The 22475-nt window shown below is 62.0% G+C and carries 29 protein-coding genes, 2 tRNA genes and 1 pseudogene; 16 read left to right on the forward strand and 16 right to left on the reverse strand.

Annotated elements, in window-relative coordinates:
* Positions 1-477: 477 nt before the first annotated feature.
* From P9292_RS34500 to P9292_RS34510, 3 genes are all read right to left on the reverse strand, one after another.
* On the reverse strand, positions 478-1710 hold the full coding sequence (locus P9292_RS34500) for a tetratricopeptide repeat protein (RefSeq protein WP_309963630.1): 1233 nt from the start codon (positions 1708-1710) through the stop codon (positions 478-480).
* 142 nt (positions 1711-1852) lie between these two features.
* Complete coding sequence (locus P9292_RS34505) at positions 1853-2533, reverse strand: PspA/IM30 family protein (protein WP_309963632.1); 681 nt, start codon at positions 2531-2533, stop codon at positions 1853-1855.
* A 207-nt stretch (positions 2534-2740) separates the two neighbouring features.
* Positions 2741-3130 (reverse strand): plasmid mobilization protein, encoded by a 390-nt coding sequence (locus P9292_RS34510; RefSeq protein WP_409015328.1) that lies wholly within the window; start codon positions 3128-3130, stop codon positions 2741-2743.
* A 553-nt stretch (positions 3131-3683) separates the two neighbouring features.
* On the opposite strand from P9292_RS34510, the gene P9292_RS34515 reads away from it, so the two are divergent.
* On the forward strand, positions 3684-6245 hold the full coding sequence (locus P9292_RS34515; RefSeq protein WP_309963636.1) for a penicillin-binding protein 1A: 2562 nt from the start codon (positions 3684-3686) through the stop codon (positions 6243-6245).
* 73 nt (positions 6246-6318) lie between these two features.
* Here the strand turns inward: P9292_RS34515 and P9292_RS34520 are convergent, their stop codons facing one another.
* The 3 genes from P9292_RS34520 to P9292_RS34530 form a co-directional block, all read right to left on the reverse strand.
* On the reverse strand, positions 6319-6759 hold the full coding sequence (locus P9292_RS34520) for a copper chaperone PCu(A)C (RefSeq protein WP_250464726.1): 441 nt from the start codon (positions 6757-6759) through the stop codon (positions 6319-6321).
* 7 nt (positions 6760-6766) lie between these two features.
* Positions 6767-7129 (reverse strand): copper homeostasis periplasmic binding protein CopC, encoded by a 363-nt coding sequence (copC, locus tag P9292_RS34525; protein ID WP_244825279.1) that lies wholly within the window; start codon positions 7127-7129, stop codon positions 6767-6769.
* An 81-nt stretch (positions 7130-7210) separates the two neighbouring features.
* Complete coding sequence (locus tag P9292_RS34530) at positions 7211-7582, reverse strand: DUF2946 domain-containing protein (protein ID WP_309963640.1); 372 nt, start codon at positions 7580-7582, stop codon at positions 7211-7213.
* A gap of 203 nt (positions 7583-7785) precedes the next feature.
* On the opposite strand from P9292_RS34530, the gene P9292_RS34535 reads away from it, so the two are divergent.
* The 3 genes from P9292_RS34535 to P9292_RS34545 all read left to right on the forward strand — a co-directional run bounded on the left by P9292_RS34535 (position 7786) and on the right by P9292_RS34545 (position 8959).
* Positions 7786-7862 (forward strand) — tRNA-Met (locus P9292_RS34535).
* Between the two features lie 215 nt (positions 7863-8077).
* The gene (locus P9292_RS34540) at positions 8078-8575 is read left to right on the forward strand and encodes a heme-degrading domain-containing protein (RefSeq protein ID WP_244825277.1); all 498 of its coding nucleotides are present in this window, start codon (positions 8078-8080) and stop codon (positions 8573-8575) included.
* 45 nt (positions 8576-8620) lie between these two features.
* The gene (locus tag P9292_RS34545) at positions 8621-8959 is read left to right on the forward strand and encodes a multidrug efflux SMR transporter (RefSeq protein ID WP_244825276.1); all 339 of its coding nucleotides are present in this window, start codon (positions 8621-8623) and stop codon (positions 8957-8959) included.
* 15 nt (positions 8960-8974) lie between these two features.
* Here the strand turns inward: P9292_RS34545 and P9292_RS34550 are convergent, their stop codons facing one another.
* Positions 8975-9325: a hypothetical protein gene (locus tag P9292_RS34550; RefSeq protein WP_250525878.1), complete on the reverse strand. Its 351-nt coding sequence runs from the start codon at positions 9323-9325 to the stop codon at positions 8975-8977.
* Between the two features lie 273 nt (positions 9326-9598).
* On the opposite strand from P9292_RS34550, the gene P9292_RS34555 reads away from it, so the two are divergent.
* From P9292_RS34555 to P9292_RS34580, 6 genes are all read left to right on the forward strand, one after another.
* Positions 9599-9889, forward strand: a complete 291-nt coding sequence (locus tag P9292_RS34555) for a hypothetical protein (RefSeq protein ID WP_244825274.1) — start codon at positions 9599-9601, stop codon at positions 9887-9889.
* Complete coding sequence (locus tag P9292_RS34560) at positions 9889-10242, forward strand: hypothetical protein (RefSeq protein ID WP_244825273.1); 354 nt, start codon at positions 9889-9891, stop codon at positions 10240-10242. Before P9292_RS34555 ends, P9292_RS34560 begins: the two co-directional genes overlap by 1 nt.
* A 175-nt stretch (positions 10243-10417) precedes the next feature.
* Positions 10418-10702, forward strand: a complete 285-nt coding sequence (locus tag P9292_RS34565; protein ID WP_244825272.1) for a DUF1488 domain-containing protein — start codon at positions 10418-10420, stop codon at positions 10700-10702.
* A 175-nt stretch (positions 10703-10877) separates the two neighbouring features.
* On the forward strand, positions 10878-11060 hold the full coding sequence (locus tag P9292_RS34570; protein ID WP_244825271.1) for a hypothetical protein: 183 nt from the start codon (positions 10878-10880) through the stop codon (positions 11058-11060).
* A 79-nt stretch (positions 11061-11139) separates the two neighbouring features.
* The gene (locus tag P9292_RS34575) at positions 11140-11784 is read left to right on the forward strand and encodes a TetR/AcrR family transcriptional regulator (RefSeq protein ID WP_309963643.1); all 645 of its coding nucleotides are present in this window, start codon (positions 11140-11142) and stop codon (positions 11782-11784) included.
* A 91-nt stretch (positions 11785-11875) separates the two neighbouring features.
* Positions 11876-12988, forward strand: a complete 1113-nt coding sequence (locus P9292_RS34580; RefSeq protein ID WP_244825269.1) for an enoyl-CoA hydratase/isomerase family protein — start codon at positions 11876-11878, stop codon at positions 12986-12988.
* 23 nt (positions 12989-13011) lie between these two features.
* Here the strand turns inward: P9292_RS34580 and P9292_RS34585 are convergent, their stop codons facing one another.
* The 4 genes from P9292_RS34585 to dusA all read right to left on the reverse strand — a co-directional run bounded on the left by P9292_RS34585 (position 13012) and on the right by dusA (position 15133).
* Positions 13012-13437 carry a hypothetical protein gene (locus P9292_RS34585; RefSeq protein ID WP_309963646.1) on the reverse strand — a complete coding sequence of 142 codons (426 nt, stop codon included), beginning with the start codon at positions 13435-13437 and terminating at the stop codon, positions 13012-13014.
* 114 nt (positions 13438-13551) lie between these two features.
* Positions 13552-13791, reverse strand: coding sequence for a hypothetical protein (locus tag P9292_RS34590; protein WP_244825267.1), 240 nt, complete (start codon positions 13789-13791; stop codon positions 13552-13554).
* A gap of 144 nt (positions 13792-13935) precedes the next feature.
* Positions 13936-14011: transfer RNA gene (locus tag P9292_RS34595), tRNA-His, on the reverse strand.
* Positions 14012-14128: 117 nt separating this feature from the next.
* Positions 14129-15133, reverse strand: coding sequence for a tRNA dihydrouridine(20/20a) synthase DusA (gene dusA, locus P9292_RS34600; RefSeq protein WP_309963648.1), 1005 nt, complete (start codon positions 15131-15133; stop codon positions 14129-14131).
* A gap of 183 nt (positions 15134-15316) precedes the next feature.
* On the opposite strand from dusA, the gene P9292_RS34605 reads away from it, so the two are divergent.
* From P9292_RS34605 to P9292_RS34625, 5 genes are all read left to right on the forward strand, one after another.
* A complete protein-coding gene (locus P9292_RS34605; protein ID WP_244825265.1) occupies positions 15317-15619 on the forward strand; it encodes a hypothetical protein in 303 nt (100 codons plus the stop codon).
* Between the two features lie 39 nt (positions 15620-15658).
* Entirely contained in the window at positions 15659-16051 is a 393-nt protein-coding gene (locus tag P9292_RS34610) for a DUF5594 family protein (protein ID WP_244825264.1), read from the forward strand.
* 53 nt (positions 16052-16104) lie between these two features.
* The gene (locus P9292_RS34615) at positions 16105-16308 is read left to right on the forward strand and encodes a hypothetical protein (protein WP_244825263.1); all 204 of its coding nucleotides are present in this window, start codon (positions 16105-16107) and stop codon (positions 16306-16308) included.
* 150 nt (positions 16309-16458) lie between these two features.
* Positions 16459-17196: an SDR family oxidoreductase gene (locus P9292_RS34620; RefSeq protein WP_309963651.1), complete on the forward strand. Its 738-nt coding sequence runs from the start codon at positions 16459-16461 to the stop codon at positions 17194-17196.
* Between the two features lie 131 nt (positions 17197-17327).
* A complete protein-coding gene (locus P9292_RS34625) occupies positions 17328-17687 on the forward strand; it encodes a hypothetical protein (RefSeq protein ID WP_244825260.1) in 360 nt (119 codons plus the stop codon).
* A 49-nt stretch (positions 17688-17736) separates the two neighbouring features.
* On the opposite strand, the gene P9292_RS34630 is transcribed toward P9292_RS34625, so the two are convergent.
* The 5 genes from P9292_RS34630 to P9292_RS34650 all read right to left on the reverse strand — a co-directional run bounded on the left by P9292_RS34630 (position 17737) and on the right by P9292_RS34650 (position 20966).
* Positions 17737-18210, reverse strand: a complete 474-nt coding sequence (locus P9292_RS34630) for a lytic transglycosylase domain-containing protein (RefSeq protein ID WP_250525821.1) — start codon at positions 18208-18210, stop codon at positions 17737-17739.
* A gap of 69 nt (positions 18211-18279) precedes the next feature.
* Positions 18280-18615 carry a hypothetical protein gene (locus P9292_RS34635; RefSeq protein ID WP_250509053.1) on the reverse strand — a complete coding sequence of 112 codons (336 nt, stop codon included), beginning with the start codon at positions 18613-18615 and terminating at the stop codon, positions 18280-18282.
* Between the two features lie 4 nt (positions 18616-18619).
* Positions 18620-19006 (reverse strand): hypothetical protein, encoded by a 387-nt coding sequence (locus tag P9292_RS34640; protein ID WP_309842672.1) that lies wholly within the window; start codon positions 19004-19006, stop codon positions 18620-18622.
* A 201-nt stretch (positions 19007-19207) separates the two neighbouring features.
* Complete coding sequence (locus P9292_RS34645) at positions 19208-19405, reverse strand: hypothetical protein (RefSeq protein ID WP_244825252.1); 198 nt, start codon at positions 19403-19405, stop codon at positions 19208-19210.
* A 124-nt stretch (positions 19406-19529) separates the two neighbouring features.
* Positions 19530-20966, reverse strand: a complete 1437-nt coding sequence (locus P9292_RS34650) for an MFS transporter (protein WP_309963653.1) — start codon at positions 20964-20966, stop codon at positions 19530-19532.
* Between the two features lie 203 nt (positions 20967-21169).
* Here P9292_RS34650 and P9292_RS34655 point away from each other — a divergent pair.
* Positions 21170-22223, forward strand: a pseudogene (locus P9292_RS34655) (NADP(H)-dependent aldo-keto reductase).
* Positions 22224-22475 lie beyond the last annotated feature (252 nt).

Here is a 22475-nt window from a genome sequence, read left to right on the forward strand (position 1 = left end):
ACGCAAGCGGTTATCATGCAGTTCCCTCGATGACGACGAGGCGGCGGCGAGCCGCCTCTTTTTTTAACCATGCCATTTCGCTTCTTTTTCCCTGTGCGGTTGCATGAAAGACTTCGCGCGGCGCCTGGCGCATGATGCTGCAAGCGTTGATGCGCGTTGCAACCTGGGATCAGCTCGAACGCATTTGGGAATTCGTGGTTGGGTTCTTCAAGTTCTTGTGGGCGTTGTTGCGGTTTTTGGGTGGCGGGGGGTGAGCCTTTCGCGTCCCTGATGTATTGAGCTTTTGCGCGGGCTTATGGCAGCAACACACGTCGATGTGCCGGACTGGGTCGGTCTCCATAGCTGCTAATGCTCGAAATATCGAGCTTTAGCGCACGCTCCACATGCTGAACGTTACGGCCGAAAAGCCAAGCGAGCGCCCCCAAAAAAAACCCCGCACGAAGCGGGGCTCATAACGCCAGTTTCCAACCGCGCGAATCACGTATCGCGCCAGCTATCGTCCGTGCTGCCGAGGTCTACGCCGCCACCGCCATCGCTCCAATCGTTCGAGCCGTTGCCGAAGTCGAGACCGCCGCCGCCGCCGCCGCCGTTACCGAAGTCCAGGCCGCCGCCGTTGTCGTTGCGACGTTCCACCGGCACGTCACGCTCGATTACGCGTTCTCGTCCGTTCGACAGCGCTTCGCCAAGCAGAACGCCAGTCAACAAACCGCCCATGCCGCCGCCGAATCCACCGCCGCCTTGCTGAATGACGACCGGTGGCTGTTGCCCTTGCTGCGGATACGGACCCTGTTGAGGATAAGGCCCCTGCGGCCCGTAAGGCTGCTGCTGCCCGCGCCCGAAGCGCTCCGCTTCTTGCGCATACGCCGACTGTCCCTGCGCCGCGGCCTGGGCAGCGTTCGGGTCGGGACGGCCTTCGGCGCGCGCCCTCAAACTCGCCACCTGATTTTCCAAATCCTGAATCGCATACGGCGGCACGGGGTTTTTGGCATCCGACAACGCCTCGACCATCTCACGCAATTGCGTCTCGGCGCCTTCCACTTCCTTTAGCAATGCCTCATGCCCAGGCGTCGTGGAAAGCCGGACGTCGAGCTTGAGCGAACGCACTTCGTTCAGCAGTTCGGTCGCGCGCTTGAGTTGCGTGCGACGATCGTCGTCGGCGCGGCCATCGTCACGGACGCGGGCGCGCTTCATTCCCCAGCGCAGCACGAGCGCAATCGCACCGATCAGCACGATCAAGCCGATCCACATGCCGATCGACGGTCCATGTTTCTGCGGCGCGACCTGTGCGCCCTGATTGAACGGATTGGTCGCGACCGCGCCGGTCGAACTGCGTGTCTCGTTACCGGTGTTTGGGCTGATGCTCGCGCGATTCGCATCGGCCTGAATGCGCGCCTGCGTTTCGTTGAAGCGCGCGGGCGTCGTGAAGCCAAGCGCGGGATCGATGGACTGCGCCTGTTGAAGATGCGAAAGCGCGTCGCTATAGCGGCCTTCGCGATCGAGCACCTGCGCATAGAGATAATGCGCATGAGCATTCTTCGGATGCGCGTCGAGCACTTCGCTCAACTGCGAATCGGCCTTTGGCCAGTTGCCTTGCGTCATCGACTGCTCGACTTGCTGCGCGGTTGGCACGGCGAAGGCGAGCGGAGACGCAACCGACAGGCAAAGGGCCAGGGATAGCGAGAGCGCAAGAGCCGACAGAGTCTTTTTCATGTTGCAGGCCGGGCGCGATAAGCACCCGTCTCCTTTCTGAGCTGCAATCGGGGAAAGCGAATGCTTGCATGCAAGCGCGATTCCCGCTGATTCGTCCGGCGCGCGCGAGCCGCCAGGGCCGCGCCGCGCACCGACGAACATATTACTGCGCCGGCGTATTCAACTGCTTCTTCAGCGCTTCGAGACGGTCTTCCACGGACGGACCGCGATTGAGCGCCGCGAGTTTGTCGTCGAGCGCCTTGCCCGACTTCTGATCCGCCGAATTCAGACGCGCGTCCGAGCGCGCGTTGGCCAACTGCACCTTGTCTTCGAGCTTCTGGAAGTCTTCGGACAGATTCTTTCCGCCGATGCCGCCCAGCGCGGTCGCCGCCGTGTCTTTCGCGGTGGCGATCTGCTGCTTGGCCTGCAGAATGTTCGAGCGCGCGTTCAAGTCGTTGCGACGTTGACGCATGTCGGCGATTTGCTGCTTCAAATGCTCCACCGAAGGCACGAGTGTCTGCAATTCGCCGGCGAGGGCATCGCGTTCCGTCTCGGCGTTGGCTTGCGCGGCGAGAGCTTCGCGCGCGAGGCTTTCATCGCCGGTTTGCAGCGCGCGCTTCGCGCCGTCTTCGTACTTCTTCGCTTTCTCGGCCGCGACGTCGCGCTTGCTCTGCTGCGTGGCGACCTGCGCCTCGATTTCGATCAGCGAGTTCTCAGCCTTGGCGATGCTGTCGTCGAGCTCGCGCACGATCTGCCGCGCATCGCGCGATGGGTCCTGCATGGTGTCGGCTGCGTCGTTGAGCAGACCTTTGACCGTGCGCGTGATGGAATCCAGAAGCGACATGTATTTCTCCTTGATGAAGACCGCGGCATGCAAGCCCGCGCGGCTCGAATGTGAGGCGCATGGCGCAGGATTGCAAGCGTCGTTGACCAGCCGATGACGACCGGGTTTACCCCGCTTATTAGAGCATGCCGCGCCTTAATCGGGGCTTAAGCAAGGTGAAGGAGTGTAACGTCGTGCAAACGAACGAAGCGGAATACAGCGCGTGCTTCAGTTGTCCGCGCGGCCATCGTCGGTTAGAGAGGCATCGTCGTCCAGAGGTTCGTCGGGACTTGCGGATTCGTCGGGCACAGGAAGGTGCGCAAGCTTCGCGGCCGCGCGCTTCGTGGCGCTTGCCGCTGCTTCCCGCGCCTCGCGGGCCGCGGCCTTAGCGGCGACGCTGCGCAAGGCCACGGTCAGTGGATCGGGCGCCTTGGGCGCGCGCAGGCGATCGACGATACCCGCTGCCTTGATCTGCTCGCTCGTCGCGTTGAAGTTGAGCACTGCACGCCGCATCAGCTCGCTCACGCTGATGCCGAGCTGATCCGCCGTGTTGCTGATGGCGAGTTTCTGCGCCGGGGTCACGAAAACAACGATGCGTTCGGTAGGCTTGGTCGTCATGAGCAGCTCGCAAACAGTAGGGCGGTTGTAAGCGCGTAAGCGCGTACGCACGAGTGGGCGCTTGAACCGCGTTCCCTATCATCAAACGGCACGACTTCTTTACCGCAACTTCTGGCGCCACTTGAAACCTGAGTGGCTTAAAACCAATCATATCGGTTTCGCGGGCTCGCGCGTGCGGCCGCGACCGCATGGCGACGATCCTCGGGCATTTCGCAAAACTGCTCTGCGATCAACCACTTGGCTATTTTCTCATACGGTTGTCCACAAGGCTCTCAACACTTTCGGGGGATAACCCCGGTGCAACCCCGACCCTTTCCGCCGAAGACCGGGTTTCGGGCGCCACATCGGCAATTACTTACAAAAAATCGCGACGGGTTTTGTAGTGTCGCCTGCGAATTCTTTAAAATGCGCTGTTATTCACGGTTACCCGTCCCACACGGTCGAAGCCGGCCTGCCCATTCGCTTGGTCCCGTCTTTCTGAAAGTGCTCAGGCGCTGACATACCCAAGGCGCCACAGAGCGCGCGCTTCGAAGCGCGCGGAACGATCCCAGTCATGCCTATCATCAAACGACCCGACTCTACGAATTCATCGCGACTGAATCGCGAACCTCGCTGGAACGACTCATCCAACGATGCCGGCGGCGGCAATGGACGCAACGGCGGCAACGGACGCGATGGCGGCAATGGCGGCAATGGCGGCCGCAATGGAAAGAATGGCCGCGACGGGCGCGATTCCCGACGCTCGCCGCTCGCGCGCGTCGCGCTGTGGTTCGCGGGGCTCGCGGCTATCGGCGTGGTGGTGGGCGGGCTGATCGTCGGCTATGCGCTCGTCGTGATGGAGCCGAACCTGCCTTCGCTCGATGCGCTGATCGACTATCGCCCGAAAGTGCCGCTTAGGGTCTACACGTCGGATCACGTGCTGATCGGCGAATTCGGCGAAGAGCGCCGCAGCCTCGTGCGTTTTCAGGACATTCCCGACCAGATGAAGAAGGCGGTGCTCGCCATTGAAGATTACCGCTTCTACGATCACGGTGGCGTCGATTTCATCGGCATTCTGCGTGCTGGCGTGAGCGACATCACGCACGGCGGCGCGTCGCAAGGCGCAAGTACGATCACCATGCAGGTCGCGCGCAACTTCTTTCTGTCGAGCGAAAAAACTTATACGCGCAAGATCTACGAGATGCTGCTCGCCTACAAAATCGAGCGCGCGTTGACGAAAGACCAGATTCTCGAGTTGTATATGAATCAGATCTATCTCGGCGAACGCGCCTATGGTTTTTCCGCCGCGGCGCGCGTGTATTTCGGCAAGGACCTGAAGGACATCACGCTTGCCGAAGCCGCCATGCTCGCCGGCTTGCCAAAGGCGCCGTCGGCATATAACCCGGTGGTCAATCCGAAGCGCGCGAAGGTGCGTCAGCAGTACATTCTGAAGCGCATGTTCGATCTGCACTTCATCTCGCGCGAGCAATACGATCAGGCGGTCGCCGAAGAACTTCGCACGAAGTCGGGTGGCACCGAATACGGCGTGCATGCGGAGTACGTCGCGGAAATGGTGCGGCAGATGATGTACGCGCAGTACAAGGAAGAAGCGTACACGCGCGGCCTGACGGTCACGACGACCATCGATTCCGCCGATCAGGACGCGGCCTATCGCGCCGTGCGCAAGGGCATCATGGATTACGAGCGGCGTCACGGTTATCGCGGGCCGGAAGGCAGCATCGCTCTGCCGGGCAACGCGGACGATCGCGCCGAAGCCATCGAGGATGCGCTCGTCGATCATCCGGACAACGGCGAACTCGTCGCTGCCGTGGTGACCGTGGCGAACGCGAAGCAAGTGGTCGCGCAATTCGTCGGCGGCGATACGGCCACCATTTCCGGCGAGGGCCTGCGTTTCGTCGCGGCCGCGCTGCGCAACAATGCATCGAAGGCGCTTGCCATCAAGCCGGGTTCGATCATCCGGCTGGCGAAGGACGCGAAGGACACGTGGCAGATCACGCAATTGCCGCAAGTGGAAGGCGCGCTCGTTTCGATGGTGCCGCAGGACGGCGCGATCCGCGCGCTCGTCGGCGGCTTCGACTTCAACAAGAACAAGTTCAACCACGTGACGCAAGCGTGGCGTCAGCCGGGTTCAAGCTTCAAGCCGTTCATCTATTCGGCCGCGCTCGACAAGGGCTTGGGACCGGCGACCATCATCAACGACGCGCCGCTGTACTTTCCGCCCGCATCGCCCGGTGGCGACGCCTGGGAACCGAAGGACGACGATCAACCCGACGGCCCGATGTCCATGCGCACCGGCTTGCAGAAGTCGAAGAACCTGGTGTCGATTCGTATCCTGTCGTATATCGGCACGAGCTACGCGCAGGACTTCGTCACGCAGAAGTTCGGCTTCGACAAGGACAAGACGCCGCCGTATCTGCCGCTCGCGCTGGGCGCGGGACTCGTCACGCCGTTGCAGTTGAGCGGCGCGTACTCGGTGTTCGCGAATGGCGGCTATCGCATCAACCCGTATCTGATCGGCGAAGTCGCCGATGCGCGCGGCAGCGTCATTTCGCGCGCCGATCCGCTCACGGCCAGCAAGAACGCGCCGCAGACGCTCGAACCGCGCAACGCTTACGTCATGAATAGCCTGTTGCATACGGTGGCGACGGCGGGCACGGGTTCGGGCACCAACGTGCTCAAGCGCAGCGACCTGCAAGGCAAGACGGGTACGACCAACGACGCCAAGGACGGCTGGTTCGCGGGCTATCAGCATCAGCTCGTCGCGGTGGCGTGGATGGGCTACGACCAGCCGAAGACGCTGGGCAGCCGCGAGTTCGGCGCGCAGCTTGCGTTGCCGATCTGGGTCGACTTCATGGGACGCGCGTTGCGCGGCATCCCGCAGGAACAGATGCAGCGGCCCGACGGCGTGACCACCGTGGACGGCGAACTGTTCTATGCCGATCGCACGCCGGGTGCGGGCTTCGTTGCGAGCATCGGCATGGACAACGTCAATCCGACAGCGGGCGATACCAACACTACCGGCGGCGTCGGCCCGGCGGGCATGCAGGCGCCGCCCGCGCCGCAAGTCACCACCGATGAGCGCAAGCAGATCATGGATATGTTTAATAAGCCGTGATGGGTAAGGCAGGATAAAAAAACGCGCCGTGGTTCTAAACGAACCCGGCGCGTTTTCTATTGGTGACGGTGCTTCAGTTACCGACCGTCGCCGCGGACTTCACCGCGCAACTCACATCGAGCGTGCTCTTGTCCGCGAAGCTGAACGTGAGCGGAATCGTCGAGCCGATCTTGAGTGGCTTGCCCGGCTGTTCGAGCATCACGTGATAACCCTTCGGTGCGAACTGTAGCGTGCCATGCGCGGGGACATCGACGGAATCGACGGGGGCCATCGTCGCGGTGCCGCTTTTGGTATCCGACTTGTGCATCATCGCCATGCCGAACGCGGGGGTATCGACGCCCGTGAGCGTGACGGCTTTGTCGCCATTGTTGGCCAGCGTGAAGTAGCCCGACGAAGGCAGGTTCGGCGGCATTGCGCGAACCCAGCAATCGCGCGCTTCGAGCGGCGCGGCATGAGACAGCGTCGCGAAAGATGCGCACGTCAGCGCGCCGAACAATACAGCGATTTTCTTCATTGCTTTCTCACTTGACCGTGAAGTTATAGTTGCCCTGCGTGCGATGACCATCGGCGGCGACAGCTGTCCATTGCACTTTGTAGACGCCCGGCTGCAAGTCGTGGAGTGCGACGCTCATGTGCTTTTTGTCTTTCGTATCGACGACGGACTTTTCGGTGTTGACCTGCTTGCCCTGACCATTGGTCACGGTCAGTTTGCTGAAGGTCGGTTCGAGCGCTTCGCCGAAGTCGATCGATACTTCGTGCGGCGCGTTGACGGTCGCGCCGGGCCCAGGCTGTTGCAGCTTCGGCAGCGCGTGCGCGAACGCAAACGACGCCGATGCGAAGAATGCGCAAGCCAGCGCGCCGCGCAAGGCGGATAGGGTACTCATGATGCATCCTTGTGATTTTCACGCTTGCCGCGCGAAGCGTGCAAACGCGAGGTATGGCATGTCGGAAGAGGGGAACGCGTATCAGGCGAGAGCAGGCGGCGCGCGAGGCAGCGCCACGCCTGGCGGCATGCGATGCGGCGCGGTGCTGTTTTGCTTGGCGACGAAAGTGTCGTCGGCCAAAGTCGATGCCGTGAAGCCATGCGGCATCGATGGCGGCGTAGGCGCATGCGCAAGCAGGTCGCAATATCCGCACGCTTGCAGATGCGAAAAAGCGTCATGGTTCGCGTGCGATGCGGTATCGACCGTATGCGCGATGCCATTCGAGCTCGACGCGCATATGGACGAGAAGAGCGCTTCGACGCGCTTGCCATCCAGCGTTTGCGCTACGAGCGGCGCGAACGAAAGCAGCAGGATCGCGCATAGCGCAGCGAACCCGCTTAACTTTCTGATCATGCCGCGACGCAAGTAATGCATGCCGTGCCCGAATCTTTTTTCAATGCTCGATGACCGATCGATTATGCCATGCGTCCCGCGATGGCCTTTCGACTAAACCAATGAAGTTTTGCTGCCCGCGTGGAAGATGAGCTTACGTAGAAGAACGCACGAAGACCATTGCGCTTGAGTAAGTGATGACTTATAATCTTTTCTTCGACGGACGCGGGGTGGAGCAGTCTGGCAGCTCGTCGGGCTCATAACCCGAAGGTCGTAGGTTCAAATCCTACCCCCGCAACCAAGCATTCAAGCAAAAGCCCGGTTAAAGCCGGGCTTTTGCTTTTCCAGCACGCAGTTGCATACATGTATGGGCGCAGTACTGGAAGTAAGGCAAGTCGCAATACCTCCACTTCATGACCAGACGCGGCGCAACGCCTGCGTATCCCTCGTGTCAAAATCCCCTAAAGCTCGTCAGCGCTAACGCACATCGAACCTTTTCAAAGGACGCACGCCATCATGGATATTCCTCACGATCTGCAGATCATCGCGCATCAGGAACGCGCGCTTGTGTTCCCGCAGTTTCATGCCGATGAAGCCTGGCAAACCGGCACGCAACTGCGCGAGATGGCGATGGCGCGCGGCGCGGTCGTGGTCATCGATGTGCGCACGTTCGGTCAGCGCATGTTCTTCGCTTCGCTCGATGGCGCCACGCCCGACAACGCGCGCTGGGCAGAACGCAAGGCGAAGACTGTCGAACACTTTCGCCGCAGTTCGTACGGGCTCGGTCTCTCGCTGCAACAGGCGGGCACCACGCTCGCCGACAAGTACGGCCTCAATGCCGCCGATTACTCGGCGCACGGCGGCGGCTTTCCGCTGCGCGTCGCGAATGTCGGCGTGATCGGCTCCGTGACGGTGTCGGGGCTGCCTCAGCGCGAAGATCATCAGATGGTGGTCGAAGCGCTATGCGCGGTGCTCGGCCATGACTTCGCCGCATTGTCGCTCGGCCGCGTCTGAGCGTCGTCACGCATTCCAAAGACTCAACGGAGACCCAACCAGCCGATGCGTTCCACCGCTTATGTGTTGCTTGCGATTGCGATCGTCGCGGAAGTCGTCGCGACCTCCGCGCTACGCGCCTCCGATGGCTTCACGCGCGCGTTACCCGCGACCATCGTCGTGATCGGCTATGGGTTGTCGTTTTATCTGCTGTCGCTGACCTTGCGGACCTTGCCGGTCGGCCTCGTCTATGCCGTGTGGTCGGGCGCGGGCATCGTGTTGATTACGCTCGTCGCCACGTTCTTCTTCAAGCAGACGCCCGATATTCCCGCCATGTTGGGCATGGGGCTGATCGTCGCGGGCGTCATTGTGCTGAACGTGTTTTCGAAGATGAGCGCGCATTGACGCGGCGCGGCACCGCTACTTGCAGCGTACGATCATCGAGCGATTCTTGACGTTTGCCGTCACGACGTTGTTCAAGCCGCCGCCGCTCGGACCGCCTTCCTCGTTGTCCTTCGACACGATGTCGTAACCCGTCGCGCCGCATGCCTTGCCCGCGAGCACGTAGCAGCTCGCCCAGCTCGATCCGGCATCGGCGCCGCTGCAGTTCACTGCGTAGCCCGTCTGGCCATCGGGAAGATTGATGAGCGATGCATCGTTGGACGAAGCACATCCGCTCGTTCCGGCGATGGCAAAAACCGCGATCAGGGCGATGCCAGGCGCCGCCGCGCGCGCGATGAGCCGGCGTGAGCGCCGATCGAATTCCTTCATCTTTTCCTCGTGATTGCAATGACTTCGCCGCAGGACGTTTTTTCGGCGGCTTTTTGGGATACGCATTGTCCCATACGCTACGCGCGCCGTGAAAAAGCACGATGGCTCGAACCGGGCGCGAGGCTTGCGAATCATCGAACGAACGGCGTTAAGCGGTAAAGACAGGTTCGCGTGAACTATTTTCCGGATCGCGCGCCTGATAGATGGCAAACGCCGGTTGTAATTGCCGCATGACGTGTGATTCGTCACCAACATAAAAAGGAGGTCAACACGATGGCCGAAAGAGTGACCGGTCCTTACCGAGGGTATTACATCAGCGCGTCCGCCCGGCTCGTGCAGGCGCACGATGGCGATCGCAACGAAGACAACGCCGGGCAGGCGCTCAAGCCGATCTATGTCGGCTCAGTGAGCCTGGCGCGTGGTGGTCCGGACGATGTGCATCGCTTCGAGGCGCTCGTCGATCTCGGCCCGGAACGGCGCTTCGCCACCGAGGATGCCGCGCTTGCGCACGTCGAACAGGCGGGGCGCGAGTATATCGACCGCTTGTTGAAACCGATGACGTGATGCGCCCCGTTCATCTCCGGCACGCGGTGCTTTATGACATCGCCAACTGCCTGATCGACCTCTTTCCGAGCGGCGCGGACATCGCGGAGATCGGCCTCGAAGCCACGCCCGCGTTGTTCGTGAGCTGGCGCACGAGCGGGGTGGCGAATCATCCGGGCAACATCGCCTGGGGTGTGCATTATCGGTTCGAGCCGCAGGTACTGCGGGACTATCCGCATCTGTCGGAGGAGGCGCGTGAGCGCGTATGCGAGCGGGTGCGCGACATGAGCCGCCTGCTCGATTTCAATTACGCCGATCCGCTGGCGAGCTCGCTGCTCGTCGTCGATGTGAACGAGGACGTGCTCGCAGCCTAACGCTCTACACTGCGCGCCGCTGGACCGCGCTGCATCGACGCAGTTACCATAAGCGCCTCGGTCCTTTGCTCGAAACCAATCCTGCAGGGAATGCCTGAACGACTTTGCGTCGGTGCTGTAACACTCCGGGGCCGGTTTCTTCGGACAGCAACCGCGCCTGAGCCACGAGAACATCATGGACATCCGTTTCCTTCCGGACGCGCCCGGTTATTGCGACTCCAACCTCACCATCGAATTCGCCGCGCTCGTCGACGGACGACGCGTACCGTGCGCCATATCGGTGGAAGCGCTGGAGGATCATTTCGGCGCCGAGACTTACGATAGCCGCGGCTGGATCAGCGCTTTCGATGCAGGCCGTGCGCGCATCGAAGCCGTGGCGCGCGAGCATCTGGAAGTCACGAATGGCATGCCCGTGCTTCTCAAGAGCGGTCATTTTCCGCCAGGACGCGTGCTCGCCTGAAAGCGGCGCACGCTAGCGTTCCGTCAATTCGACTGCGTATCTCCGCTTTGCGGGTACTATCTCGCTACGGCCGCACGCATGGCGATTTCGTGCGGCACGACATTTGCTCGGGCATCTGCGCTTCATCGTGCAAGCCACAACGAGCAACCATTATAAAAAGTCGCGTGGGGTCGTCATGTTTCTCTCCTTTTTCCACTCGCTTATTGAGTCGAACGCACTATGGCTCATCTGGGCAGCCGTCGGTGTCGTTTTTCTGGGTCTATGCATCGTCTTCGCCTCCGTGCTGCTGGGCGAATCCGACGAGCCGCTTTATCGAGCCGCGCCTCGCGATAGCGACAGCGGCAAGATGATCGTCTGATCGTTTTGCTGGCTAGCCGCGCTGCTTGCGCGGTGACCGTTCGCGTCATGCAAATTCGGGTTTGACTAGCCGACAGGCGATGTCGACAATATCCCGCATGGATCTGCCGCGACACATATCGACACCATCGGGCAAGGCGCGTTCGCTGCGGCAAGAGCAGCGGGATGCCTTGCGCGGGCGCATACTCGACGTATCGCGAGCTATCGTGAAGCGTGAAGGCTTTGCAGCACTTTCGATGCGCCGGCTCGCGCAGGCAATCGACTATTCGCCTGCCGCTTTGTACTTGCATTTTCGGAGCCGCGCGGACATCGCGCACGCTTTGTGCGTAGAAGGACATGCGACATTGCGCGCGGCATTTGCGCCGCAAGCGAGCATTGCCAATCCCGCCGCGCGTCTTAGAGCAATGGCGCGCGTCTATGTCGAATTCGGCCTGGCCGAGCCGGAGACGTATCGGCTGATGTTCATGGACGCGGACCGCCGCGGCGATGGAACCCATGGCACCGATGACGGCATGGCTGCGCTTTCGTCGATGACCGATGCCTTCGTCGAACTACGCGCCGCGGGGCGGCTCAAGCGCCTGCCGCCGGAGACACTGCCGGCCGATTGCGCTCAGGCGTTGTGGGCGACTTTGCATGGCATCGTCGCGCTGGCGCTGTGCGGCGTATCGCGGGCAATGCCTGCGGCCGAGATACTCGAGTTATCGCTCGACGCGTGGCTCGCGTAGTGAACAACAGGTTGACCGCAGGTTGAGTACTGGCTGGCATCTGGCCTGCCAAACTGACTGACAGAACGAACCGACCCGACACTCCAACACGATGACCACCGAAGATATCCGTATCGACTCCGCCAACGGCATCGGCTTCATTGCACTCGATCGCCCGAAGGCTCTGAATGCGCTGTCCGCGCCCATGTTGCGCGCGATCAGCGAGGCCTTGCGCGCCTGGCGTCACGACCAGGCAATCCGCACCGTCGTGGTGTATAGCCCGCACGTGCGGGCGTTTTGCGCGGGCGGCGATATCCGCTTTCTCTACGAGTCGGCGCAGGCGGGCGACCGCGATTCGATCGACGCGTTTTTCACCGACGAGTACAAGCTCAACCACGCGATCTTCACCTTCCCGAAGCCGTATATCGCGGTGATGAACGGCGTCGTGATGGGCGGCGGCATGGGTATCTCGCAAGGCGCGCATCATACGGGCGGGCTGCGAATCGTCACGCAGTCGACCAAGATGGCGATGCCCGAGACGCGTATTGGACTCTTTCCCGATGTCGGCGTGAGCTGGTTTCTCGCGCGCGCGCCTGGCGCGATCGGGCGTTATCTGGCCGCGACGGGCGCGAGCATGGGCGCGGCAGACGCGCTCTATGCGCGCATGGCCGACGCTTATCTCGACGATGGCGCGTTGCCGGGCTTGATCGAATCGCTACGGCATCAGCGCTTTCTCGATGGCGTGGCGATCGTTCGCTTCGTCGAAAACGAGACGACGAAATACAAGGTGAGCCCGACGCTCGACCGCAGCGCGCTTGCCGAGGGACGCACGCTCATCGACAAGCATTTCGCCACGGGCAATGGCGCGGCGATTCTCGCATCGCTCGCGCGTGAGACGGATGGCGCCGCGCGCGAATGGGCCGAGCGCGTGGCGGCGGAACTGCGCGAACGTTCGCCTTTGTCGGTGGATGTTTCGCTGCAGCAGGTGGATCGCGCGCGGTATTCGTCGATGGCGGAGACCTTGCGCCGTGACCTCGATCTCACGCGCACGACGTTCGAACGCGGCGATGTGATCGAGGGCATTCGGGCCCGTATCGTCGACAAGGACAATCAGCCGAGCTGGAAGATCGCGCGGGCGGAGGAGGTGGGCGTCAAGGATGTCGAACGTATGTTCGAGAGCGCCTGGACGCCGGCGACGCATCCGCTGCGTTTGCTCAAGGACTGAGCGTTCTTAGCGAGAACGCGCGATCAACGCGACTCGTTGCCGGCCGTGAAAGCGCGCATGAAGACGAGCGCGCCCCAGCCCCAGATTGCGTTGGCGATGAAGTTGGGCGCGAGTCGCGGCAGCATGTTGCCGCTTGGCCAGATGCCGCGCGCGGGATCGATCACGAATGCGCCGACCGCAGTTAGCACGATCCCGCCGAATACGAGCGAGCCAATCCACGGCGCGCGGTTCTCCGGCGCAACGCGCAAGAGCCACGAGAGCAGCACGCCGAACACCGCGCTCCATAACGCATTCGCGATAAAAGTTGGAATGCCGAGCGGCAGAAAAGGGGTGATGGAAAAGCCGGCTTGATCGATGAGACCTGCTGCATGCAGCAGCGCGAGCGTCGATTCCCGAAAGAAGAGTGCGGCAAGAAAACCAGAAACGAACGGCAGAATGACTTTATGCATTGGCAGGACCGCTTGCGGCGAACCGCGGCTCTCGTTGGTTGTCGTGACGCGCCATTATAGGGGCGCGCGAGCCGGTGTCGAAGCGATGCCTAAGCAGATATGACGCGGACGCGCTTACTTTGCAATGGCGTCGCTCGCCGGACTGTGATGCAGCATGCGGTCGCTGTTGGGCGGCGGGTTGGGGCGCTTCACCGGCATGTTGTCGGGATTGTTCGGGCGCGTGGTCTCGGCGGAAGGCGAGCCGGGTGCGCTCGGCGGCTTGACCATCGAGGCGTTGTCGTCGGGGCGCGCGGTTTGGGCTTGCGCCACTACGGCCGAGCAGATGAGGAGAAGCGCGAGGGTCGTTTTTTTCATGTCGAGTCTCCACGAGCGAAGCCGCGACGGGAGCGCCGCGGTCTTTGATGAGACAGGCGCGTCGGCTGAAAATTCGCGGAAGATTTCGTCTTTCGGAAAAGCAAAAAGCCCGGTCAATTGACCGGGCTTTTTGCTTTAATTCCGTGGGGTGGCTGATGGGACTCGAACCCACGACGACAGGAATCACAATCCTGGACTCTACCAACTGAGCTACAGCCACCACTGAACTACCTGATTCCATCTTGCCGAAAGTTGCTCAGCAATCAAGAAGCGAGATTATACGAACTAAAATTGCGCTTGCCTAGCCCTTTCACGCATCTTCGTTCGCTAGACGGCTTCAAGATTCGATAGCTTCCGCACCTTCGCGCAAATGAGCACGCGCTTCGTCGAAAATCGCAAGATCGCCGGTTGCTAGCCGCCGGCTATCGGAAAGCACGCGCCGCCATCCACGCGCACCGGCAGTGCCGCGATACAGCCCAAGCGCGTGACGTGTCACCGCGCCGAGATACGTGCCGCGCGCAAGTTCGTTGCGTGCATAGCCAATGAGTCCGGCTTCGATTTCCTCGCGTGAAGGAATCGCCGTCGTCGCGCCATAAAAGCGTGTATCGACGCCCGCGAGCACATACGGGTTGTGATAAGCCTCACGGCCCAACATGACGCCATCGACGTGTTTCAGATGTTCCTCGACCTCGTCGAGCGTCTTGATGCCGCCGTTGATCGAAATCTCCAGATGCGGAAAATCCCGCTTCAGTTGATACGCATATTCGTATTTGAGCGGCGGAATCTCGCGGTTCTCCTTCGGGCTCAGGCCTTTCAGGATAGCGTTGCGCGCATGGACGATGAACACTTCGCAACCCGCATCGGCGACGGTGCCGACAAAATCGCGCACGAACGCGTAGTCCTCGACGGAATCGACGCCGATACGGTGCTTGACCGTCACGGGAATCGACACGGCATCGCGCATGGCTTTCACGCCGTCTGCTACTAGTTGCGGCTCTTTCATCAGACATGCACCGAACGCGCCGCGCTGCACGCGCTCGGACGGGCAGCCGCAATTCAGATTGATTTCGTCATAGCCCCACTGCTCGCCGAGCTTCGCGCTCTTTGCCAGATCGGCCGGCTCGCTGCCTCCGAGCTGCAACGCAACCGGCGCTTCGGCGGGCGTGAACGCAAGGTGACGCGCGACATCGCCGTAAAGCAGGGCGCCCGTGGTCACCATCTCTGTGTAGAGGTAAGCGTGCCGCGACACGAGCCGATGCAACGAGCGGCAATGCCTGTCGGTCCAGTCCATCATCGGAGCGACGGACACGCGGCGGGGGCTGATTTTTTGAACGGCGGACATGTGGAGCGACTGACCGTGGCGCGGTCTGCATCGGTTTAAGGCGAAGGTGTGATTTTACCGCAGTGCGGCGAAGCGCTTTGTCGAAAGGCACGTTTCGACAGACACTCGAACCAGCCAACCCCCACACCTCCCCCGTGCTAGCATCATCAAACCACCATTCCGAACACGGCAACGGAGGCAGCCATGACTACCTTGGCGATAGACGGCGTGCGCTGGGTCAACGATCGCGTGACCAACGTGCGCTGGGGCAGCTTCGATTCCGCGACCAACGACTGGGCCGCGCCCACCACCATCGTGGAAGTGCAGGAGGTCGTGGACGCCATCAAGAGCGGCAAGGAGGTCCGCACGCTCTTTACCCTCGGCGGTCGCACTTTTCTCGGTCCGAAAGTCAGCTCGCTGCCCTACGCGAACGGCCATATCGGCATCGAAGCGCGCGTGCAAGACGGGCAGATCGAAAAATCGCTCGAGGATTTGCCGCCAGTCTGACGGCGCGCCGCACGCATTGAAAGCACACGGAGAAGGGCGTTGAACCTGGAGCAGGCGCTTCGCTTCGAAAGCGAATTCATGCCGCGTATCGCCGAGCGAGTGGCGGCGCTGCTTCACGGCGTGCGCGTCGATATCGTTCCCGGCGAATATCCGCACCAGCCTGCCAAATTGCACCTCGGCGCTCAAACCCCACCGCATGCGGACGACGAGCGCGCGCGTGGTTATCCGTTGCCGCTCAACATCTTTCTCACGTGGGACGACGAGGAGATCGAGCGTCTCATGCATCCTCACGGGGAGGCGCGCTTTATGCGCTATCTGGACGCACTCGACATCAAGTTCGCGGCCTGGCAAGGCGCACGCGATGTCGATATGGTCACGCGCTCGCAGGCCGAGACTTCCGTGCTGCTTGGCGGTCTGGATTTCGAAGCCTAAGCGACGTTCGTCGTCACCGCGCGTGTCGTGGTTCCACCAAGGAGGAGGTCAGGATGACATCGTCAAAAGAAGGCAACGTCCGCGCGTTCGTGCAGACGGCCGAGCAAGCGGGCGGATTCGTCTGGGTACTCGTGCTAGTCGATTTCGAAGCGCGCGAAGTGAGACGCGCGCTCGTATCGGAAGAGAACTTTGCTACCGCCGATGCCGCGCGCGACGCCGGCAACGATCAGCTAAAAGGCATGAGCAACGATCGCTGAGGCTAGCATTGGCAATACGCACGGTTCGCAGCCGTGCGCCGCTCAACTCGTTCGACAATTCCGCACGTTTTCCTCGATTTACCCGTACGGCATTGCTCGCAAAGCCCGCCATACTGCCTTCACACTGATCAACGTTCAAAGGAGAACGTCATGAATCGCTTCGAAGGCAAGACAGTTCTGGTTACGGGCGGCAACAGCGGCATTGGTCTGGCGGCGGCGCAGGCATTCGCCGCGGAAGGCGCGCGCGTCGTCATCACGGGTCGCGATGGAGTCTCTCTCGCCAAGGCGCGCGAGACGCTCGGCGCTAACGCCGTCGCCATACGCAATGTCACGGGCACCATCGCCGCCGCGCAGGAACTCGCGCGGCATCTCGGTGACGCGCACATCCGGCTCGACGCTGTGTTCGTCAATGCAGGCGTCGCCACGTTCGCTCCGTTCGTAGATATCGACGAGAAAGCGTGGGACGAAACCTTCGCGATCAACGTGAAGGGTCCGTATTTTCAGATTCAGGCGCTCGTGCCGCTACTGAACGAAGGCGCATCCATCGTGCTGAACGGTTCGATCAACGCGCATATCGGCATGCTCGCTTCGTCGATCTATGCCGCGAGCAAGGCAGCGCTCATCTCGCTTGCGAAGACGCTCTCGGCGGAATTGCTGCCGCGCGGCGTGCGTGTGAACGTGGTGAGCCCCGGTCCCATCGCGACGCCTTTGCACGACAAGCTCGGCCTCGCCGATGAAGCCGCCGCGCAACTGCAAAGCCAGATTCCGCTCGGGCGCTTCGGCAAGTCGAGCGAAGTGGCGGCGACGGTGCTGCTGCTGGCGTCGGCGGAGGCGGGGTTCATCGTGGGCTCTGAAGTGGTGATCGATGGCGGGATGAGTCAGCTTTGAAGCCGGTGCGGTGATCGACGGCCGCGCGTGGTTGCGCGGTCGTGTCTGCTGCCTGCGAACCGGGACACGACGCGCCTCGGACTGCTGGCAGAATCGACTGTTCTCGAAGCCACGATCAAAATCAGCGTCACATGAGCCATCCACCCGAAGAAGACCACGGCAGCACCCGCGAAGCACGCTTTCGCCGCTACGACGCCGCGGGCGAAGCGTCCGTCCGCGCCGATCTCGACGAAGCCGCCACGAGCGACCCCGAAGCCGCATCCAAACGCGCGTGGTTGCACGGCAAGGAGGTCGCGCATCAGGACGAGCAGTTTCGCGCGATGTTCGCATCCGTCAATTCGGCCAACGACGCCGCGCAACTCGCCCGCGAATCCGCGCAGGCATCGCGCCGTTCGGCCTTCTGGACGATGATCGCGGCAATCGCGGCCACCGCCGGTGTGATCGTCAACGCGGCGATCGCGCTTGGCTGGCTCGACTGGCTCAAACGCTAAGGCGCTAAGGCGCGAAGGCGCGAAGGCGCTGAATCGTCGATGCCGAAGCTTAGGGCATCGCCGGCTGCAATTCGCCCCAGCTCACGAGAATGCTTTGGATGCTTCGCGCATAGGCATCGCGATGTTTCGGCGATTCCGAGTGATAAGCGCCAATCGCGCGCCACGTGTTGCCGTACTTGACCATCTTTTGCTTGAGCAGCCACGCCGCGACGAACACGTTTACGCACGGATCGGCGAGCGCGCGATGCGGAATGCCCTGGCGCGCCAGGTCGGGAAAATGAATCGAATTGATCTGCAACTGGCCGACATCGATGGAACCGTTGGCGTTGCGGTTGACTGCGCTGGCGTCGCCTTTCGACTCGCGCCAGGCAACCGCGCGCAGCACGAGCGGATTGACGCCCTGATACGCGCCCGCCAGTTCGAAACAGTCATCGGCGTGCACCGCGCCGGATGCAAGCGACAATCCGAGCGCCGCGCAGGCGGCGAGGGCAAGCCGCGTGGCGGCTATCGCTGGTGGAAACATGAATCGTGGCTCCCGTGTTGGTCTTATACGAAGCGGTCGATAGGCGTTTGTTGTCCGCCCATCTGGCGTTCAGCGGATCAACGCGGCGTCCAGCCGCTGTTCGATGTCTTTCATATAACTGCGCGATTCGCCTGATACCACGAGACGCGGTTCGGGACCGTCGCATCGGCAATCCGCGACCGGGCGCGCCTTTCTGCTCTTTTTCGCGGATGGCTTGGCGGGAAGTTCGTCGTCGCCGGTCGAAGGCGGCAGCATGGCGAGCGTCGGCAGCGGCGGATACACACGCGGCGAGCCGGGCATGAGCGCGGCCAAGGTTTGCACGCCGGGCGCGCTGACATCGAGCGGACCAGCGGATGCGGTCGAAAAAACCAGCAAGCCGCCGATGACCAAGAGAGTGCGTCGCATGATGTCAGCCTCCTTGCGTTGGTTTGATCGACACGCTGTACGGCTCGCGCGCGCCGGCGGTGCGGTTCTCGAGGCTCAGCCGGACGGTGCGTTTCGCCGGCACGCCTCTCCAGATTGCCTGATTGATATAGGGCAAATCCTGCGCGAGCGCGGTGACGAGAATGGTGGTCGGCTGCTTCTGCGCGGCTGCAAGCGAGCCGGCTTTGGTGAGAATTGCGCTGAGTTGCGCATCGCGGGCGCCGAGGGCATCGGCGGGAATCTCGAAACTGATGATGCCCGTGGCGACCGGCGGCTTATCGGTCTGCGCGACCGGATTGGCGGCCGGCAGCGGCGCGCAGCCGGTCAGGGAACTGACAACGACGATAGATAGAAAAGAAACGGCCCACTTCACAGGCGGCTCCCGAAAGGATCATGGTGATATGCAAGTTTTCGGCGTGGGGGCCGGTGGTCTTGATAGCCAGGCGCAAACGTTGAGCGATTTAGGAAGACCTGACTCGGGAAACCGGAATTTCGGGAATGAGACTCGTAGGAATTGCCGGGTTCGCGCGGGAAACGGCGTTCAACGCATCGGCTTGCATCGACGATCGGAAGATCAGAAACACCACCAGGCGCGCACGCTCGGTTCGCCGTCGAGTGCGCGCACGAAGTCGTCGGCGAAGGCATCGCTCGCGGCTTTCCATTCAGGCGTGCCGGTGGGCAGGTCGTTCGGATTCTTCAGCCCGCGCGCGTGACGGATGACGGCTACAGCTTCGCTGAGAGCGGCGATGGAGTCGAGACTGTGCGTGTTCATAACGCGGATTACGGCGCGTCGGAGCGAAACTTGAGGCCAGGCAAAGGCCGCTCAGGAGATCACCGCAAAAACGCGGCCTTCATTTCGACAGTGTCGCTCCGAAACCCAACACACGACGAATCCGTCAAACCTTCCCCTTATGCCCCGACACGAGCGCTCCCGCATCGCGCTTGAGGCTGAACAGATCCACCACGCCGATCAATCCCACCAGCCCGACGATCAAAAATGCCACGCTGAAATCTTCCGTCGCGATGGACTGCGCGTCGTGTCCATGCAGCCATTCGGCAAAGCGCAGGGCGATGGCGCCGACCGCGACGCCCACGCCCATCGTCATCTGAAAGAGCGTGCTCGATAACGCCGATGCCGCGCTCATCTGCGATTTCGGCACATCCGCGAAACTCAGCGTATTGAGCGCCGTGAACTGCAAGGAGCGCGACAAGCCGCTCGCGAACAGCAAGGCGACGATCACGAACGTCGGCGTCGATGCCGTGAGCAAGCTCATCACGGCAAGCGAAAGCGCGGCGATCACGCCGTTGACGATCAGCACCGGCCGGAAGCCGAAGCGCCGCATTACGGGCGTGGTGATGAGCTTCATCGAAAGATTGCCCGCGAACACCGCGAGCGTGAGCAGGCCGGATTCGAAGGCGTTCAGCCCGAAGCCGACCTGAAACATCAGCGGTAGTAAAAACGGCGCCGCGCTGATGGCGATGCGAAACAGCGACCCGCCGCCCATCGCCACGGCAAAGGTCCTTACCTTGAGCGCCGACAGATCGACGACCGGATGCGCCGCGCGCCGCAAATGCCACCACGACGCGACGCTCGCCACCACGCCGACGATCACGAGCACGCCGGCGTAGCGCCACGACGTCTCGTTGCGGCCGATCAGCTCCATCGCATAGAGCAGCGTCGTGCAGGCGATTCCGCACAGCGCGAAGCCGACGAGGTCGAAGCGGCGCTTCGCATCCGCGCGCACGTTGTCGATGAAGCGCAACGTGAGCAAGAAACCGATGATGCCGAGCGGCACATTGAGATAGAAGATCCAGCGCCACGACGAATACGTGGTGATGAAGCCGCCGAGCGGCGGTCCCATCACCGGCGCGACGAGCCCCGGCCAGGTGATGATGGCGATGGCGCGCATGAGGTCGTTCTTCGGCGTGGCGCGCAGCACGGCCAGGCGCCCGACCGGCACCATCATCGCGCCGCCGATGCCCTGCAAGACGCGCGCCGCCGCGAACGCGGGCAGGGTCGAAGTCGTCGCGCACAGCACGGAAGCGGCCGTGAAAACGGCGATCGCGCTGCCGAACACCGTGCGCAAACCGAAGCGGTCGGCGGCCCAGCCGGAAATCGGGATGAACACCGCGAGCGTCAGCAGATACGCGGTGATGCCGAGACTCATCTCGGCCGGATGCACGTTGAACGAATGCGCCATCTGCGGCAGCGCGGTCGCGATGATCGTGCCGTCGAGGTTCTCCATGAAGAACGTGGCCGCGACCAGCGTAATGATGAGCGATGAGCCTCGCTGCGCGCGTTCGTTGTCAGTTGGAGCAGCGGGAGAGGGCATCGGCTGAGACTTCCTTGTGCAAAATGGGTAGGTTCGGATGCGCTGCAAAGCCGTGACGCGGCCCGCTATTTTAGCCACGACAGCAGATCTCGCACGGCTATGGTAATTTTTGCGGTTGCGGCCCGCCGTTCGACTGCATCGCCGACGAAAGGCCGACAGGACGCCAACGCAACGCCAACACAATGGCAACAAGAGGGAACGCAATGAAGTATCGGAAGCTGGGAGATTCGGGTGTCGACGTGAGTCTGATCGGGCTTGGCACCATGACCTGGGGCGAGCAGAACACCGAGAGCGAGGCGCATGAACAGATCGACTACGCGCTCGCTCAAGGCGTGAATCTGATCGATGCCGCCGAAATGTATCCGGTCCCGCCGCGCCCTGAAACGCAAGGCCGCACCGAGGAGTACATCGGTACGTGGCTCGCGAGGAACGGCGGCAAGCGCGCCGATATCGTGCTTGCCACCAAGATCGCCGGGCCCGCGCGCCAGCCGCACAATCCGCGGCACATCCGCGGCGCGGGCAACCAGTTCGACCGCAAGAATATCGTCGAAGCCGTCGACAGCAGCCTCGCGCGCCTGCAAACGGATTACATCGATTTGTATCAGCTGCATTGGCCCGACCGCAGCACGATGACCTTCGGCCGCCCGAACTATCCGTACATCGACGATGAATACACGGTGCCGATCGAGGAAACGCTCGCCGCGCTCGGCGAACTCGTCAAAGGCCGGCAAGATTCGTCATATCGGGCTGTCCAACGAAACGCCGTGGGGCGTCGCGCAATTCTTGCGCGCGTCGGAAAAGGCGGGCTTGCCGCGCGTCGTCAGCATTCAGAATCCGTACAGTCTCGTGAACCGCGTGTACGAACTTGGGCTCTCCGAATTCACGCACAAGGAAGGCGTGGGCCTGCTTGCTTATTCGCCGATGGCCTTCGGCTGGCTCTCGGGCAAATACGAAGGCGGTGCGCGCCCGGCCGGCGCGCGCATCACGCTATTCGAGCGCTTTCAGCGTTACAGCAAGCCGCAGGCAATCGCTGCCGTCACTTCCTATGTCGAACTGGCGAAGCGCCACGGTTTGACGCCCGCGCAGTTGTCGCTGGCGTTCGTCAACAGCCGTCCGTTCACGACGAGCACGCTGATCGGTGCGACGTCGATGGCACAGCTGAAGGAAAACATCGACAGCGTGAACGTCGAACTTTCCGAGGAAATCATCGCCGAGATCGAAGCGCTTCATGAACGTCAGCCTAACCCGGCGCCTTGAACCGTCCTTCCGGTCACGCCTTTGCCGCGCCTTAAACCGTTTGCGAACAAGGCCTTGGCGCGAAACCTGATGGCCTGCGCGCGGATGTGTCACGATTGACCGTTCGCGCGCACGCAATATCGGCGATGCGCGCTTCGCTTACTTAGACCTTGCCTTACTTTTGCAAAGCTTCAAGGATGCATTGCGTCCGTATCCTGCCGTAACGCCGCCGCTTGTCCGCGCCCCGGAATCACCGCCAGATAAGGGCGACGG

It is taken from the genome of Caballeronia sp. LZ001 (assembly GCF_031450875.1).
Classification (GTDB): Bacteria; Pseudomonadota; Gammaproteobacteria; order Burkholderiales; family Burkholderiaceae; genus Caballeronia.